This window comes from Methylovirgula sp. (genome assembly GCF_037200945.1).
In the GTDB taxonomy this organism is placed as follows: domain Bacteria; phylum Pseudomonadota; class Alphaproteobacteria; order Rhizobiales; family Beijerinckiaceae; genus Methylovirgula.
This window is the reverse complement of record NZ_JBBCGP010000001.1, coordinates 1,984,126-1,998,172: the sequence shown is the minus strand read 5'-3', so window position 1 is coordinate 1,998,172 and position 14,047 is coordinate 1,984,126. Positions and strand designations below refer to the sequence as shown.

Below are 14,047 nucleotides of genomic sequence, written 5' to 3'. Positions count from 1 at the left end.
GCGTTTCGCTTATAGAGTTCGTGTAATTCGGGGGACTAAAATTTGGACATGATCTCAGCATCTCAAGTGCGCGCTGCGCGCGGCCTTCTTGGCTGGTCGCAGGAACGTCTTTCAGAACAAGCGCATATTCCGCTTGCCGGCCTTCTGGATTATGAGACTGGCGCGCGTGAAATGCCGCAAATGTCGGCCGCGAACCTTAAGCGCGCTCTGGAGCGTGCGGGCGTCATCTTCTCGGAAGATGAATCCGGCGTCAGCCTGCTGCCGCCGCCGGAGGTTGTCCCGCTCGAAAAGCTCAATTCCAGCAACGACGAATAATCAGCTCGCTGCTTCGGCTGTGAATTTCGCGAGAATTTTCGCCAGACCTTCGCGCGGCGGCACTGTCGCCACGCCGAGGTCGTAGCGCGCTGCGAGCCAATCGATGTCGTTGTAGGCAAGATTGCAATTGCCGGCGTCGTCCTCCCAAGCCAGAACGCGCAAGGGCAGATCGAGTCCAACCATCCGATTGGCCTGCATCAGTGGCGTGCCGCCTTTCGGATTGCCGAAAATAATGACCTCTGTAGGCCGCAACGCGAGACCAACGGAGGCCGCCCCGCCAGCATGATCGACACGTGCAAAAATTGTGATCCCGGCCGCTTTCAGCGCCGCCTCTAGCCGGTCTAGCGTTTCTTTGACCGAATAATTGCTTGGAACGGTGATCAATCCATTCGACGACAATCCGTTTGACGACATTGGCGATCCTCAAACCTGTGCCCAGGGCATCCGCGCGAAACGCTGAGCGAAAAAATCCATCAAGACTTGCACACGCACCGGGCGCATCGGGCTCGGCGGCGTGACGAGATGCAAGGCCGCCGGCGGTGCCGACCAGTCTTTTAGCACAGCCTCAAGCCGGCCCTCGGCAATATCACGCCAGACGAGAAATTCCGGCTGCAGGGCGAGACCGACACCGGCGCAGAGCGATGGCTGCAAAACATCCGCATTATTGGCGCGGATCGGCCCCGCCACCGCGACGCTGTATTCGCCCTGTTTCGGATGGCTGAAATGCCAGACGTCGCGGCTGCGCGAATAGCTGTAGAGGAGCGCCGTGTGTGCGGCGAGATCTTTGGGGTGCTCGGGCCGGCCATGCGTGTCGAAATAGGCCGGCGCACCGACGAGCAGAACGCGCACTTGGCAAAGCCGGCGGGCGAGCAGACTTGAATCCGGCAGGCTCGAAATCCGCAACGCGAGATCGAATCCGTCGCTGACAATGTCGACGATCTGGTCACTCAGATTCAGGTCTATCGAGACGTCTGGATAGAGCCTGAAAAATTCCGGCAGCAGCGGCGCAAGATGGACGATGCCGAAGGTCATCGGCGCGGCGACTCGCACCAAACCGCGTGGCACCGCCGATTGCGCCGTCGCCTCGGCCTCGACAGCTTCACCCTCGGCCAGAATACGGCTCGCCCGGTCGAGCGTTGCGCGGCCCGCCTCGCTTAACGACATGCGGCGCGAGGTACGATGAAAAAGCGTCGTCCCAAGCCGCGCCTCAAGCCGTCCGACGGCTTTCGAGACGGTCGCTTTCGAGAGACCAAGCTCGGACGCCGCCTGTGCGAAGGACCCAAGCTCCGCCACTTTGGCGAAGACCGCCCAGGCCTCGAAATCCGGAAGCTTCGACATATCAATTCCAGAAACAGTTCATTTCCATCATTTCTATTTCAGATCTGATCGTCTGGATCAATATTGATCCCAACAAGCGGGCACGTCCGACCCGCAAGAGGATCAAACCAATGATTGAACGCAGACCTTTCGACTCGCTCGGCGGCGCCAACCACGGTTGGCTCGACGCGAAACACCACTTCTCTTTCGGCGACTATGGCGATGCCAAGCGCATGGGCTGGGGCGCGTTGCGCGTCTGGAATGACGACACGATCGCGCCGCAGACCGGCTTCCCGCCGCACCCGCATCGCGACATGGAAATCATCACCTATGTCCGCGAGGGCGCGATCACGCACCAGGATAACCTTGGCAACAAGGGCCGCACGGAGGCTGGCGATGTCCAGGTGATGAGCGCCGGCACCGGCATTCGTCACGCCGAATACAATCTCGAACCGGCAACGACACGGATTTTCCAGATCTGGATCATGCCGCGCGAACAGGGCCTCGGCCCGGCGTGGGGCGCCAAGCCCTTTCCGAAGGACGATCGCGCCGGCCAGTTCGTGACTCTGGCAAGCGGCTTTGCCGACGACAAGGATGCTTTACCGATCCGCGCTGATGCGCGCGTCGTCGGCGCGACGCTCAAAGCCGGGCAGACAGCGGATTACCCGATTGGCGAAACGCGCCACGCCTATCTCGTCCCAGCCAAGGGTAGTGTCAAAGTCAATGACGTGACGCTCGATGCACGCGACGGCGCCGCCGTCTTCGGCGAGAAAGTGCTCCACGTCACTGCGCTTGAAGACGCTGAAGTCATTTTAGTCGACGCGGCGTAACGCAAAAGTGCCCGCCGCACGAAATGGCGGCCGCGTATCGGCTTTATTAGACAGCGAGACAATCATGGCTAAGGTTCTGGTGCTTTATTATTCCGCCTACGGTCACATCGAAAAAATGGCCGAGGCCGTCGCCGAGGGCGCACGCGAGACGGGCGCCAGGGTGGATATCAAGCGCGTACCCGAAACCGTGCCGGTCGAAATCGCTCAGGCCTCGCATTTCAAGCTCGATCAGGCGGCTCCGGTTGCGTCGATCGCCGACCTCGCCGACTATGACGCGATCATCCTCGGCACCGGCACGCGTTTCGGCCGCCTCTCCTCACAGATGGCAAGTTTTCTCGATCAGGCCGGCGGCCTTTGGGCGCGCGGCGCGCTGAACGGCAAGGTCGGTGCGGCCTTTTCGTCGACGGGGACGCAGCACGGCGGTCAGGAAACCACGCTCTTCTCGCTCATCATCAATCTTTTGCACTTCGGACTAATCATCGTCGGCCTGCCCTACAGTTTTCAGGGCCAGATGAGAGTCGACGAGATTACCGGCGGGTCGCCTTATGGCGCGACGACCATCGCTGCGGGCGACGGCTCGCGTCCGCCGAGCGAAAACGAATTGGCCGGCGCCCGTTTCCAGGGGCGGCACGTTGCCGAAGTCGCGACGAAATTGTTCGGATAGGCCGTTCCGCCATGTCGAAAGTACGAATCGTCGATCGAGTTCGTACAGACGACAAGAAATACGCTATACTTCGGGGCGGAAGTCCGGCCCCGGAGATTTGCATGAAGATGCCGCTCCTTGCGACACTGTTCGTCAATGCCGATTCGTCCGCTTCGGACGGCACGCCGAGGTTGCGTGACCTGATCCTGGGGCTGCATTCGGGGAGTATCTCGGCCGCTGTTGTCCTGGATCGGCTCGATCCGGCCTTTGCCGATGAAATTCGCGCCTTTGTCGTCCATCGGGGGCTGACCGCGGAAAATTTCATTGCCAATGCATTGCTGGCCTTTGCCCTCGACGTCGCCGATCAATCCTGGCGGCAAGGACTCAAAAGCCGCCAACCCCGCAGCGACGATCCGGAAGCCGATATGGTCGCTGATTTGCTGCGCGAAATCATGCGCCAGCGGCGCGACCGGGAGATTCATCTCGCATCGCCAGCCGCAGGGCGTGAATCGCATGTGACACTCGGCCGCCGTCGCAATTAATCGCGAGATTCGGGCGCCGCGCTTTTGATTTTGTTGCCATTTTGCGACGCACTCGCTGCAATGCAATCAAGGCGTGAAGAACCGCGATAATGTCATATGGCGGTCATTGTCTTCCCGTCTGGTAAGGCAGACGATAGCCGATCGGGTCGCCCGGAGTGGTTATGGTCAATGTTTCGACGCCAGAACCAATCGATCGACCGCCGATGACACAGGCCACACTTCGTATGGCATGGGCCCAAAGATTGCGCAGTGCCGATCTCGCTGCGGTTCATCTGATTTCGCGTTCGGCTCGGCCCAGGATCGGCCGCTACTCGGCCATCGCGATCAGTAAGCTTGGCAATAGCTGGCTTTATCTCATCATTTTGCCGGTGATCTTCGCGGCTCTCGGTCGCGAGGGGTTCCGCGTCGTATTCCTCGGTGCGCTAAATGCCGCGCTGCTGCACCTGATGTTTCCTATCATCAAGCGCAAGATCGGCCGGCCGCGACCCTATCAGGTCGATCCGCGCCTCCAGTCCCTGCTCGCCGTCCTCGACGAACATTCCTTCCCGAGCGGCCATACGATGACGCTGTCCGGCGTGCTGACGCCGATCGTGCTTGTCTGGCCCGGCGCGATTCTCTCGGCCGTTGCTCTGCTGATCCTGATGGCGTGGTCGCGCATCGCGACGGCGCACCATTATCCGAGCGACATTTTCGGCGGCGCCATCCTCGGCATCGTGCTCGCCTACCCGCTCTCGATCCTCGTTCTAGCTATTTGGTAGTCTAGGCTACTGGCGCACCGAAAACCGGGTCGCGCGTCCCGTCCGCTGCTCTATTCCGCCGCGATTTTCAGCGCATCGCGGATCGTGGTGCGCAATTCATCGATCGGCGCGAGCTTGCCGCCCTGTTCGATATGCCAGAAGGTCCAGCCGTTGCAGGCTGGCAGGCCCTGCGCTAGAGCGCCGACCTTGTGGATCGAGCCGACAATCGCGAGCTGCGAGCTTGCCCCCACGAGCGCCAATGTACCGTCGGCGCGAACGAAGGCGCGATGGCGCTTCTTCTCGTCAACAAGGATTGTTCCCGGCGCGATCAAGCCCGCCTCGACGACCGACGCGAAGGCCACACGCGGCTGCGTTCTTTTGCTCGGTGCGGCGCTGATCGTCTCATCCGGATAGGGCTCGACCGCGGCGATGCGCGCCCGCGCGGCTTTCGCATACGTCTCGTCGCGTTCGATGCCGATGAAATTGCGGCCGAGCTTCTTGGCGACGGCGCCCGTCGTGCCCGTGCCGAAGAACGGATCGAGGACGAGATCACCCGGAAGTGAGGCGGCTTGCAGCACACGCGCGAGCAAAGCTTCCGGCTTCTGCGTCGGATGCGTCTTGCTGCCGGTTTCATCCTTGAGGCGTTCGCCGCCCGTGCAGATCGGCAGAAACCAATCCGAACGCACCTGGCAATCTTCATTGCCGGCCTTGAGCGCTTCGTAATTGAACGTGTAGCTTTTCGTGCTGGCGCTCTTCGCCGCCCAGATCATCGTTTCGTGCGCATTGGTGAACCGCCGACCGCGGAAGTTCGGCATCGGATTGGCTTTGCGCCAAACGATGTCGTTCAAAATCCAGAAGCCGAGATCCTGCAGGATCGTGCCGACACGGAAGATGTTGTGATAGGAGCCGATGACGAAAATCGTCGCATTGTCCTTCATCACGCGCCGCGCGGCGGTAAGCCAATCGCGGGTGAATTGGTCGTAGTCGGCGAAACTCGCGAACTTGTCCCAATCGTCATCGACCGCATCGACAGCGCTCTGGTCGGGCCGCGATAATGCGTGTTCGAGCTGCAGATTATAAGGTGGATCAGCGAAGATGAGATCGACGCTCGCCGCGGGCAGCGAGGCGAGCCGCTCGAGACAATCACCGACAAGAATCTCGTTGGCGGGAAGGCGATTCTTGAGGACTACCGGAGAAGCAACGGCCGGGACCAGCGTTCGCGAATGCTCAGTACGCAAGACCTTTAGCTGAGACTTCGTGGCGGCAGTCCCGGCACGTGCGATACGCATTGACACTCACCGGATACGCGACGAACGACGACAATTTGCGCGAAGCCGGTAAAATCCACGTTTAGGTCGGTAAACCGAACGTGTCCCTTTTCTGTACGATTTGATTAAAAGAAGCTTGCAGCTACGCCCAAGCGCTAAACGGCCGACACAACTTTAAAGGGCGAGAAGCTTAGCCGGTGATATGGACACGGGCCATGGCGCGCGATGGCCGCCAGATGTTCTGGCGTTGCATAGCCGACGTGACGGCTAAAACCGTAAACCGGATAAAGTTTGCACAGCCGCGCCATCAACCTGTCACGTGTAACCTTGGCGACGATCGATGCCGCCGCGATCGACAGCGAACGCGCATCTCCCCCGACAATGGTCTCGCCTTCACAACGCAATGCCTTTGGCAGATCGTTGCCATCGACAAGAGCATAAAGTGGCGCAACCGCGAGCGCTGAGAGGGTGCGCCTCATGGCTGCAAGGCTTGCCTGCCGGATATTGATCACGTCGATTTCGGCGGCGCTGGCAAAGGCGACCGACACCGCAATCGCGTGCCGCATGATTTCTTCGTAAGCGGCCTCACGCTCCTCGGCAGACAGCGCTTTCGAATCATTCACGCCCTTTGGTAGCCGCGCCGGATCGAGAATAACCGCGGCCGCCGCGACCGGACCCGCGAGGGGGCCACGCCCGACCTCATCGACACCGGCAACCGGCCAGAGAGATTTCTTGGTCAATTGCCGCTCGTAACGGAAATGCGGCAAAGACGGTTTCTGCACCATTCGAGAACCTCGCGAGCGGCAAAGCCGCCCGAACCAGGCTCTTAGACTCCGGATGAGGATCCATGCAATCCGCCCCATGCGATGCTCACAACAATTCGAGCTGCAATTGATCGCCGACCCGTTTCGGCGGGATGAACAGGTCGTTGCGCAGCTTGACCTTCGACTTGGCGAAGCCAAGCTTCGCCGCAGCAGCCTCGAAGCGGCGCCCGACCATCCAGGCATAAGGGCCCGATCCGGTCATTCGCTTGCCGAATTGCGAATCGTAGATCTTGCCGTCGCGGGTCGAGCGGATGAGTGAGAGGACATGGCGCGCCTTATTGGGATAATGCGCCACCAGCCATTCGCTGAAGAGGTCGCTCAATTCGAGCGGCAGGCGCAGCATGACGTAACCGGCCTCGCGCGCGCCGGCGACGCCGGCACGCTCCAGGATGGTTTCGATCTCGGCATCGTTCAGCGCCGGAATAACCGGCGCGACCATGACGCAGGTGGGCACGCCAGCCTCGGAGAGCGCCTTGATCGTCGAAAGCCGCTTTTCCGGCGTCGCCGCGCGGGGCTCCAAGCGCCGTGCAAGCACCGGATCGAGACTTGTTACAGACAAAGCGACCTTGACGAGACCTTTTTCCGCCATCGGTGCCAGGAGGTCGAGATCGCGCAGCACGAGCGCGGATTTGGTGACGATCCCGACGGGATGATTGGTGCGGGCGAGGACTTCCAGCACTTGCCGCATCACGCGATGCTGGCGCTCGATCGGCTGATAGGGGTCCGTATTGGTGCCGATGGCGATGGTCCGCGGCTGATAATTTTTTGCCGCCAGTTCGCGTTCGAGCAAAGCCGCCGCATCGGCCTTGGCGAATAATTTCGTCTCGAAATCGAGCCCCGGCGAAAGGCCCATATAGGCGTGCGTCGGCCGCGCGAAACAATAAACGCAGCCGTGCTCGCAGCCGCGATACGGATTGATCGACCGATCAAAGGAAATATCGGGCGACTCGTTACGGGTGATGATGGTTTTCGCCTTCTCCCACGTCACCGAGGTCTTGAGCGGCGGAAGTTCGTCCTCATCCGCCCAGCCATCATCGACGGACGCATAGGCCAAGGGCTCAAAACGGCCGCTTGCATTGGATTGCGCGCCACGGCCCCGTCGCGGCATAAGAGGCCGCGCGTCCTCGATTCCGGGGGGTGAATCGAAGACGCGCGGCGGCCGAAGCGAGGGCGGCACCGCTTGGGCTACACGGCGCCCACCCTCGCCAGGAACGGAAGATTTTGCTTGAACCTTGGTGGCTCGAGACATGAGTTTGGCGGCCATTTGCGACGCCTTATGTAAGAACATAATGAGAACATTTATGGAACAAAGCACATCGTGTCAATTGGCAACGCGCGGAATCCGGAACAGGTTTGGGGGCTCGCGATGATTTCCCTGATCGTTATCTGTTCGTCGCCTGCGGTTGCCAGCGGGGACTCTCCGGCCGCCGAAGCGATCGTGCGCACACTTTCGGCCTTCGTCGGCGCGGCCGTGCGTGGCCTTGTGCGCGAGGCCGTTCTCGTCGGGCCGCCGCACATCAAACTCGGCTATATCGCCGACCACGCCGGTTGCGCTTTCATTGAATCGAAATCGGAAGCCGAGGGGATCGCCGATGCCTTGCCCCTCGCGCGCGCAGCGCATCTGCTCATCGTTCGCGCCGGCTATGTGCCAGAAACCGGATTTGCCGAGGCGATCGAAGACCTCTTACGCTTCGGCAAGGCGGAGACGCAGGGCTGGCTGTTGCGCGGTGAGGCCGAACGGCCGATCGAGAAAATCCTGACCCATCTCGTCCGCCCGGCGGCACTGCTCGCACCGCGTCGGCTCTGCCTTGGCGTAAAATCGCCGAGCCTCGCCGCACTTGCCAAGGCGACGCGGGCGAGACTCGCGCGTCATATCAGGCTGCGCCGGGTGATTTGAAGCATCGGACCGAAAAGTGCGCAGCGGTTTTCGGGCAAATCCGATGCGTTTGAAAAAAATTCAAGACGCGAAGTAGCTCGACTTGAACGAGTGCCTTGGCGGATGGCCGGGTCAAGCCCGGCCATGACGAATGGCGTCTATTGGGCAAACGTGTTGCAGGCGTCGATCTGGCCCGATTTCAGCCCTGTCTCCAACCATTGCACGCGCTGCGCCGCGGTCCCGTGCGTGAAGGAATCCGGCACAGCATAGCCCCGCGTCGCCTTCTGCAGCCGGTCATCGCCGATGGCCTGAGCCGTCGCCACCGCCTTCTCGACGTCGCCCTGATCGATAACGTGATATTTCGCCTGCGCATTGTTCGCCCAGACGCCAGCAAGGCAATCGGCCATCAATTCGATCCGCACGGAGAGTGCGTTGGCTTGTTCCTGGCTATCGGCGTTCTGCTCAGCCGCGTTGACCTTCGAGAGAATGCCGAGCTGATCCTGAACATGGTGGCCGATCTCATGCGCGATCACGTAAGCATAAGCGAAGTCGCCGCCGCCGCCGTACTTAGTTTGCATGTCGCGGAAGAAGGACGTGTCGAGATAGACCTTCTTATCCTCGGGACAATAGAACGGTCCCATCGAGGCCGAAGCGCCGCCGCAGCCTGAGCGTGTGAAGCCATTGTAGAGAACAAGCTTGGGCGGAACGTATTGAATGCCCTTCTGCGCCGGCAGAACCTGCGACCAGACGTCCTCCGTCTCCGCCAGAATGGCGGCAACGAATTGGCCAATCTGATCCTTCGGCACTCCAGTCTCAGTCGAAGCCTGTTGCGCCGGCGCCGGGGATGCGGGGGCTTGCTGCGTACTCTGCCCGCCGTTCAGCATTTCGGCGCCGCCGATGAGAACGCGCGGATCGATCCCGAGCGCCCACCCGATCAATCCGATAATGATAATCACCCCGAGGCTCAGGTGCCCCGCGCCAAGTCCACCCGGCAGAGACAAACCGCCGCCACTGCCCGCAGGATCGCCAGAATCACTATCGCCGCGCCGGTCCTCAACATTGTCCGACCGGCGAAAATTCTGCCATTCCATCGCGCGCGCTCCCTCGCTTCCGTACCAGTCTAGCACGTTCTAGAAGCGGGCAAACCTTGGCTGTGCGCGGGGTCACGAAGTCGCTGAGGCGTCGCGCAATTTCTTGGCGAGTTCGCGCAGATCCTGCCATGCGAATTTCTTGTGCGACGGCTGGCGCAGCAAATAGGCGGGATGCAGCATCGCCATTGCCGGGATGATTGTGCCACCGCAATTGTAATCCACCCAGCGGCCACGGCTACGCATGATACCTTCCTTGATGCCGAGCAGCGTCTGCATCGAGGGTGCGCCAAGGCAAATCAGGATTTTCGGTGCGACAATTTCGATCTGCCGGCGCGTGAACGGCAGACAGGCGCCGGTCTCAATCGGCGTCGGCGTGCGATTGCCAGGCGGCCGCCAGGGCACGACGTTGGCGATATAGACTTTCGTCCGGTCGAGCCCGATCGTCGCCAGCATCTTGTCGAGCAATTGCCCGGCGCGGCCGACAAATGGCCGGCCGATGCGATCTTCATCAGCGCCCGGCGCCTCGCCGACCAGCATCACGTCGGCTTCGGGATTGCCGTCGGAGAAAACAAGCTGCGTGGCAGTCCCTTTCAGGCCGCAACCTTCGAAAACGAGGAGCTGCGCACGAAGGTCCTCCAGCGTCTCGGCTCTCGCGGCCTCCAGCACCAGATCTTCGGCGCGCGGCGGCGGTGCCGTGATACGCACGGGCGCAGGCGCGGCGACGCGCGCGGGCGGAGCGACGGCCCTCGGCGGATTTAGGGCCGGCGGCACGGCCTTCTCAGGGCTTTGCGATTCCGCGAAACGATCATGCGGGATGTCGTCGACCGCGAGGTCGACGCCCATGTCGGCATACCAGCGCAGGAGTTGCGTCAACGCCTCGCGCGGCATCTCCTCAGACATGGCCGGTTTCCAGAGCCGCTGTCGGTGGTGCGCGCATATCAGGACGCGGGCCGTAGGCCGCGAGGAACATATCGACTGCCGCCTCGACGTGATGATGGATGATCTCATCCGTCAGGTCCTCGTAATCGGGGACGACAAGCCTGATGATATGCCGGTTGGCGACAACCGAGCCGAGAAACAGCTTGGCGGCGAGGGCCGGCTCCTGGCACTTCAGCATGCCTTGTTTCGTCGCATATTCGAGATAGCTCGCGAGGTCCTTCAGCAATTGATTGGGGCCCTGCTCAAAGAAGATGCGGCCAAGCTCCGGCGTGCGCTGCACTTCCGAAATGACGATCCTGAAGAGGCACAACGGGTCCTCGCTCAGGAGCTTGCCGAGAAGATTATAGCCGAGCTTCTTCAAAACAACCCGTGGATCGTTGCGCTGACCGATCTCGCTTTCGACCTGGCCATAGACGCGTTCCGCGCGGGCGCGTACAACCTCCGAGAAGAGACCCTCCTTGCTGCCGAAATGCCGATAAAGCGTCTCCTTCGAGGCGCCGGCCCGCGAGGCGACGATCTGCATCGTGGTGTCGTTAAAGCCGAGCTCCAGAAAAACACGCTCGGCCACTGCTGCAATTTCGTCACGCCGCTTCTCGCCGCGAGGGATTCGCCTCGTCCTCAACATTTCTCTGGGGTCCTTCGGTTGACATCAATCAACCGTCACCATATACGAACTCGTCAGTTCGGTTAAGTCCGATTTTGACAAATTTCACCGGATGCGCCGGCGGCAAACCCAAATGGGATGGTTTGCCTCGGCCGCAAACTGCTGCGATGCACACTCATGGCTAAATCGCGTTCCGACACCGATCTCCCCGTCGCTGAAGATGGCTCGACGCAAGGCGCGCCGGCGAAAGCAGCGCCTGCACCCGAACCGAGTGCTCCGCCGCCGGCAGCGAAAAAGAAGCGCCGGCCGATTGTCTGGATCGTGCTGCTGGCGCTCGTCGGCGGTCTCACTTTTACCGGTTACGAATATTGGCTCGCCAATCGCGATATCGAAGATACGGACGACGCTTTCGTTGACGGAAACGCGGTGACCATTTCGCCGCAGGTTTCGGGCAATGTCGTCTCGCTCGACATCACCGACAATCAATTCGTCAAAAAAGATCAGCCGCTGATCCATATCGACAACCGGCAATATGTGATCGACGTCGAAAACGCGAAAGCGAATCTCGCCACGGCGGAAGGGCAATATGCTGGCTTCCAATATGCTGCCGAGGTCGCAAAGAAGAACTTCCCGGCGCAGCTTGATGCCGCCAAAGCGCAATTGCAGTCTGCGCAGGCGCAAGTCATCCGGGCACAGGCGGATTATGACCGTCAGAAATCGTTGCCCACCCGCGCCACGACGCAGCAAGAAGTTGACGCAGCGACGGCGGCCTTGAGGCAGGCTGAGGCCCAGGTCGCGCAAGCGCAAGCGCAGGTCGAACAGGATTCGCCGGTACATCAACGCATCGGTCAGGCGGAAGCAAGCGTCTCGCAATTCCACGGTCAAATCGAGCAGGCGAAAGCCAGACTCGATCAGGCGCTGCTCAATCTCTCATGGACCATCGTGCAGGCGCCGCAGGATGGTTGGATTACCAAGCGCAACGTCAATGTCGGCACCTATGTCACGCCCGGCCAGCAGATTTTCTCTTTGGTCTCGCCGCAGGTCTGGATCACGGCAAACTTCAAGGAAAGCCAGCTCGCTCATATGCGCGCCGGTCAACCTGTGGACATCACAGTCGATGCCTATCCCGATCTGAAGCTCAAAGGCCATGTCGATTCGCTCCAACTCGGGACGGGATCGCGCTTCACCGCCTTTCCGCCGGAAAATGCGACGGGCAATTTCGTCAAGATCGTCCAGCGCGTGCCAGTGAAGATTGTCATCGACTCCGGCCTCGATCCAAAGCTGCCGCTTTCGCTCGGCCTCTCTGTCGAGCCGCGCGTAAAAGTGCAATGAGCGCGGAGCAGACGCTCCCGTTTCAGGGGGCGGGAGACGCCGCACCTCCGACGCCGGCCGCGCCGCCGAAACCAGTCGGCGCCGGTGCGCGAGACCCGTTCGATCTCGGCTGGGCACCGAAACATAATCCTTGGGCTGTTGCCGTCGTCGTGACGCTTGCAGCCTTCATGGAAATTCTCGACACGACCATCGTCAACGTCGCGCTGCCGCACATCGCCGGCAGCCTCTCGTCGAGCAATGACGAAGCGACATGGGCGTTGACCTCGTATCTCGTTGCCAACGGGATCGTGTTGACGATTTCCGGCTGGCTCGGCTCCCTCCTCGGCCGCAAGCGCTACTTTCTCATCTGCCTGGCGATGTTTACCGTCTGCTCATTTCTGTGCGGCATCGCCACGAGCCTGCCGCAACTGATCCTGTTCCGGCTATTGCAAGGTTTCTTCGGCGGCGGTCTGCAGCCGAACCAGCAATCGATCATTCTCGATTATTTCCCACCCGCCAAACGCGGCGCCGCCTTCGGCCTCACAGCGATTGCGACCATCGTCGGCCCGGTCATCGGCCCGACGCTTGGCGGCATCATCACCGATTCCGCGTCCTGGCGCTGGATTTTCTTCGTCAACGTGCCGGTCGGTATCGCCGCCGTCATCCTCGTTTATATCCTTGTCGAAGATCCGCCGTGGGTGAAGCGCCAGCCGCGACCGATCGACGGGATCGGGCTCGGTCTCATCGCGCTCGGACTCGGCTGCCTCGAAGTGATGATGGATCGCGGCGAGGACGCCGACTGGTTCGGTTCGAGCTTCATTGTGATCATGGCGATGCTCTCCGTCACCGGTCTCGTCGGTGCGGCGGTGTGGCTGTCGGTCGCGAAGAAGCCGATCATCAGTCTTGCCATCTTCAAGGACAAGAACTTCACCGGCGGCTGCGTGATGATCGGCTGCGTCGGCGCCATTCTCTACGCCTCGTCCGTCATCATTCCGCAATATGCGCAACAGGTTCTGGGCTACACGGCGACTTGGGCGGGCATGATCCTTTCGCCCGGCGGCTTGATCATCATCGTCCTCATCCCGTTTGTCGGCCGGCTGATGAATGTGATGCAAACGCGTTACATCATTGCCATCGGCTTTTTCCTGCTCGGCCTTTCCTTCATTTACTCGTCGAAACTGGTTCTCGACATCACCTATCTGCGGCTCGTCATGATCCGCAGTTCGCAGACGGTCGGGCTGGCATTTCTCTTCGTGCCGATCAGCACCATCACCTATTCGACGCTGCCCCGCGAACTGAACGGCGATGCGACGGCATTGTTTTCGATGTTCCGTAATGTTGCCGGCTCAATCGGCATCGCGAGTTCGACGGCGCTGATCCAACAACGGTCGCAGGTACATCAGACCTACCTATCGCAATGGACGAATCCGTTCTGGCAACCGTTCAACAATCTCGTCGCCAGCTATCAGGCCGCGCTCCAGGCGCTCGGAAATTCCGCATCGGCGGCGCATCAGATGGCGCTCGGCCACGTCTACCAGGATTTTCTCAAGCAGGTTTCGGTGATGGCCTATTCGGACGTGTTCAAGCTCTGCTCCATCGTCGCCTTCGCGCTGGTGCCGCTCTGCTTCACACTGTCGCCAATCAAAGGCGGCCGCGGCGGCGGAGGTGGCCATTAGCACGCTGAGGCGGCAGAGACACACAGACCAATAAAGTCGGCGAAACGCCGCGAAACGCCATTTGGCGCTGAGGC

Annotated in this window: 16 protein-coding genes; 8 read left to right on the top strand and 8 right to left on the bottom strand. The window is 60.8% G+C overall.

Going from position 1 to position 14,047, the window contains the following annotated elements; all coding sequences use genetic code 11:
* The first annotated feature begins 48 nt into the window (after positions 1–48).
* A complete protein-coding gene (locus WDN02_RS09740) occupies positions 49–315 on the top strand; it encodes a transcriptional regulator (protein WP_337293304.1) in 267 nt (88 codons plus the stop codon).
* Here the strand turns inward: WDN02_RS09740 and WDN02_RS09735 are convergent, their stop codons facing one another.
* Positions 316–729, bottom strand: coding sequence for a DUF302 domain-containing protein (locus WDN02_RS09735; protein WP_337293303.1), 414 nt, complete (start codon positions 727–729; stop codon positions 316–318).
* Positions 730–738: 9 nt separating this feature from the next.
* On the bottom strand, positions 739–1,653 hold the full coding sequence (locus tag WDN02_RS09730) for a LysR family transcriptional regulator (RefSeq protein ID WP_337293302.1): 915 nt from the start codon (positions 1,651–1,653) through the stop codon (positions 739–741).
* Positions 1,654–1,763: 110 nt separating this feature from the next.
* Between WDN02_RS09730 and WDN02_RS09725 the strand changes: the two genes are divergently transcribed.
* From WDN02_RS09725 to WDN02_RS09710, 4 genes are all read left to right on the top strand, one after another.
* Complete coding sequence (locus WDN02_RS09725; RefSeq protein ID WP_337293301.1) at positions 1,764–2,462, top strand: pirin family protein; 699 nt, start codon at positions 1,764–1,766, stop codon at positions 2,460–2,462.
* A 64-nt stretch (positions 2,463–2,526) separates the two neighbouring features.
* The gene (wrbA, locus tag WDN02_RS09720; protein WP_337293300.1) at positions 2,527–3,126 is read left to right on the top strand and encodes an NAD(P)H:quinone oxidoreductase; all 600 of its coding nucleotides are present in this window, start codon (positions 2,527–2,529) and stop codon (positions 3,124–3,126) included.
* Positions 3,127–3,227: 101 nt separating this feature from the next.
* Complete coding sequence (locus WDN02_RS09715; RefSeq protein ID WP_337293299.1) at positions 3,228–3,647, top strand: hypothetical protein; 420 nt, start codon at positions 3,228–3,230, stop codon at positions 3,645–3,647.
* A 161-nt stretch (positions 3,648–3,808) separates the two neighbouring features.
* Complete coding sequence (locus WDN02_RS09710) at positions 3,809–4,405, top strand: phosphatase PAP2 family protein (protein WP_337293298.1); 597 nt, start codon at positions 3,809–3,811, stop codon at positions 4,403–4,405.
* 50 nt (positions 4,406–4,455) lie between these two features.
* On the opposite strand, the gene WDN02_RS09705 is transcribed toward WDN02_RS09710, so the two are convergent.
* The 3 genes from WDN02_RS09705 to WDN02_RS09695 form a co-directional block, all read right to left on the bottom strand.
* Positions 4,456–5,673 (bottom strand): site-specific DNA-methyltransferase, encoded by a 1,218-nt coding sequence (locus tag WDN02_RS09705; RefSeq protein ID WP_337293297.1) that lies wholly within the window; start codon positions 5,671–5,673, stop codon positions 4,456–4,458.
* 134 nt (positions 5,674–5,807) lie between these two features.
* A complete protein-coding gene (locus WDN02_RS09700; RefSeq protein ID WP_337293296.1) occupies positions 5,808–6,437 on the bottom strand; it encodes a ribonuclease HII in 630 nt (209 codons plus the stop codon).
* A gap of 85 nt (positions 6,438–6,522) precedes the next feature.
* On the bottom strand, positions 6,523–7,584 hold the full coding sequence (locus WDN02_RS09695; protein ID WP_337294908.1) for a PA0069 family radical SAM protein: 1,062 nt from the start codon (positions 7,582–7,584) through the stop codon (positions 6,523–6,525).
* A gap of 258 nt (positions 7,585–7,842) precedes the next feature.
* Between WDN02_RS09695 and WDN02_RS09690 the strand changes: the two genes are divergently transcribed.
* A complete protein-coding gene (locus WDN02_RS09690; RefSeq protein ID WP_337293295.1) occupies positions 7,843–8,373 on the top strand; it encodes a hypothetical protein in 531 nt (176 codons plus the stop codon).
* A 137-nt stretch (positions 8,374–8,510) separates the two neighbouring features.
* Here the strand turns inward: WDN02_RS09690 and WDN02_RS09685 are convergent, their stop codons facing one another.
* From WDN02_RS09685 to WDN02_RS09675, 3 genes are all read right to left on the bottom strand, one after another.
* A complete protein-coding gene (locus WDN02_RS09685) occupies positions 8,511–9,443 on the bottom strand; it encodes a neutral zinc metallopeptidase (protein WP_337293294.1) in 933 nt (310 codons plus the stop codon).
* Between the two features lie 72 nt (positions 9,444–9,515).
* A complete protein-coding gene (locus tag WDN02_RS09680; RefSeq protein WP_337293293.1) occupies positions 9,516–10,343 on the bottom strand; it encodes a uracil-DNA glycosylase in 828 nt (275 codons plus the stop codon).
* A complete protein-coding gene (locus WDN02_RS09675) occupies positions 10,336–10,950 on the bottom strand; it encodes a TetR/AcrR family transcriptional regulator (protein WP_337293292.1) in 615 nt (204 codons plus the stop codon). Before WDN02_RS09675 ends, WDN02_RS09680 begins: the two co-directional genes overlap by 8 nt.
* 213 nt (positions 10,951–11,163) lie before the next feature.
* On the opposite strand from WDN02_RS09675, the gene WDN02_RS09670 reads away from it, so the two are divergent.
* Together WDN02_RS09670 and WDN02_RS09665 are read left to right on the top strand one after the other, a co-directional pair.
* Positions 11,164–12,318, top strand: a complete 1,155-nt coding sequence (locus tag WDN02_RS09670; RefSeq protein WP_337293291.1) for an HlyD family secretion protein — start codon at positions 11,164–11,166, stop codon at positions 12,316–12,318.
* Positions 12,315–13,973, top strand: a complete 1,659-nt coding sequence (locus WDN02_RS09665; protein ID WP_337293290.1) for a DHA2 family efflux MFS transporter permease subunit — start codon at positions 12,315–12,317, stop codon at positions 13,971–13,973. The genes WDN02_RS09670 and WDN02_RS09665 overlap by 4 nt, the downstream gene beginning before the upstream one ends.
* Positions 13,974–14,047: the final 74 nt, after the last annotated feature.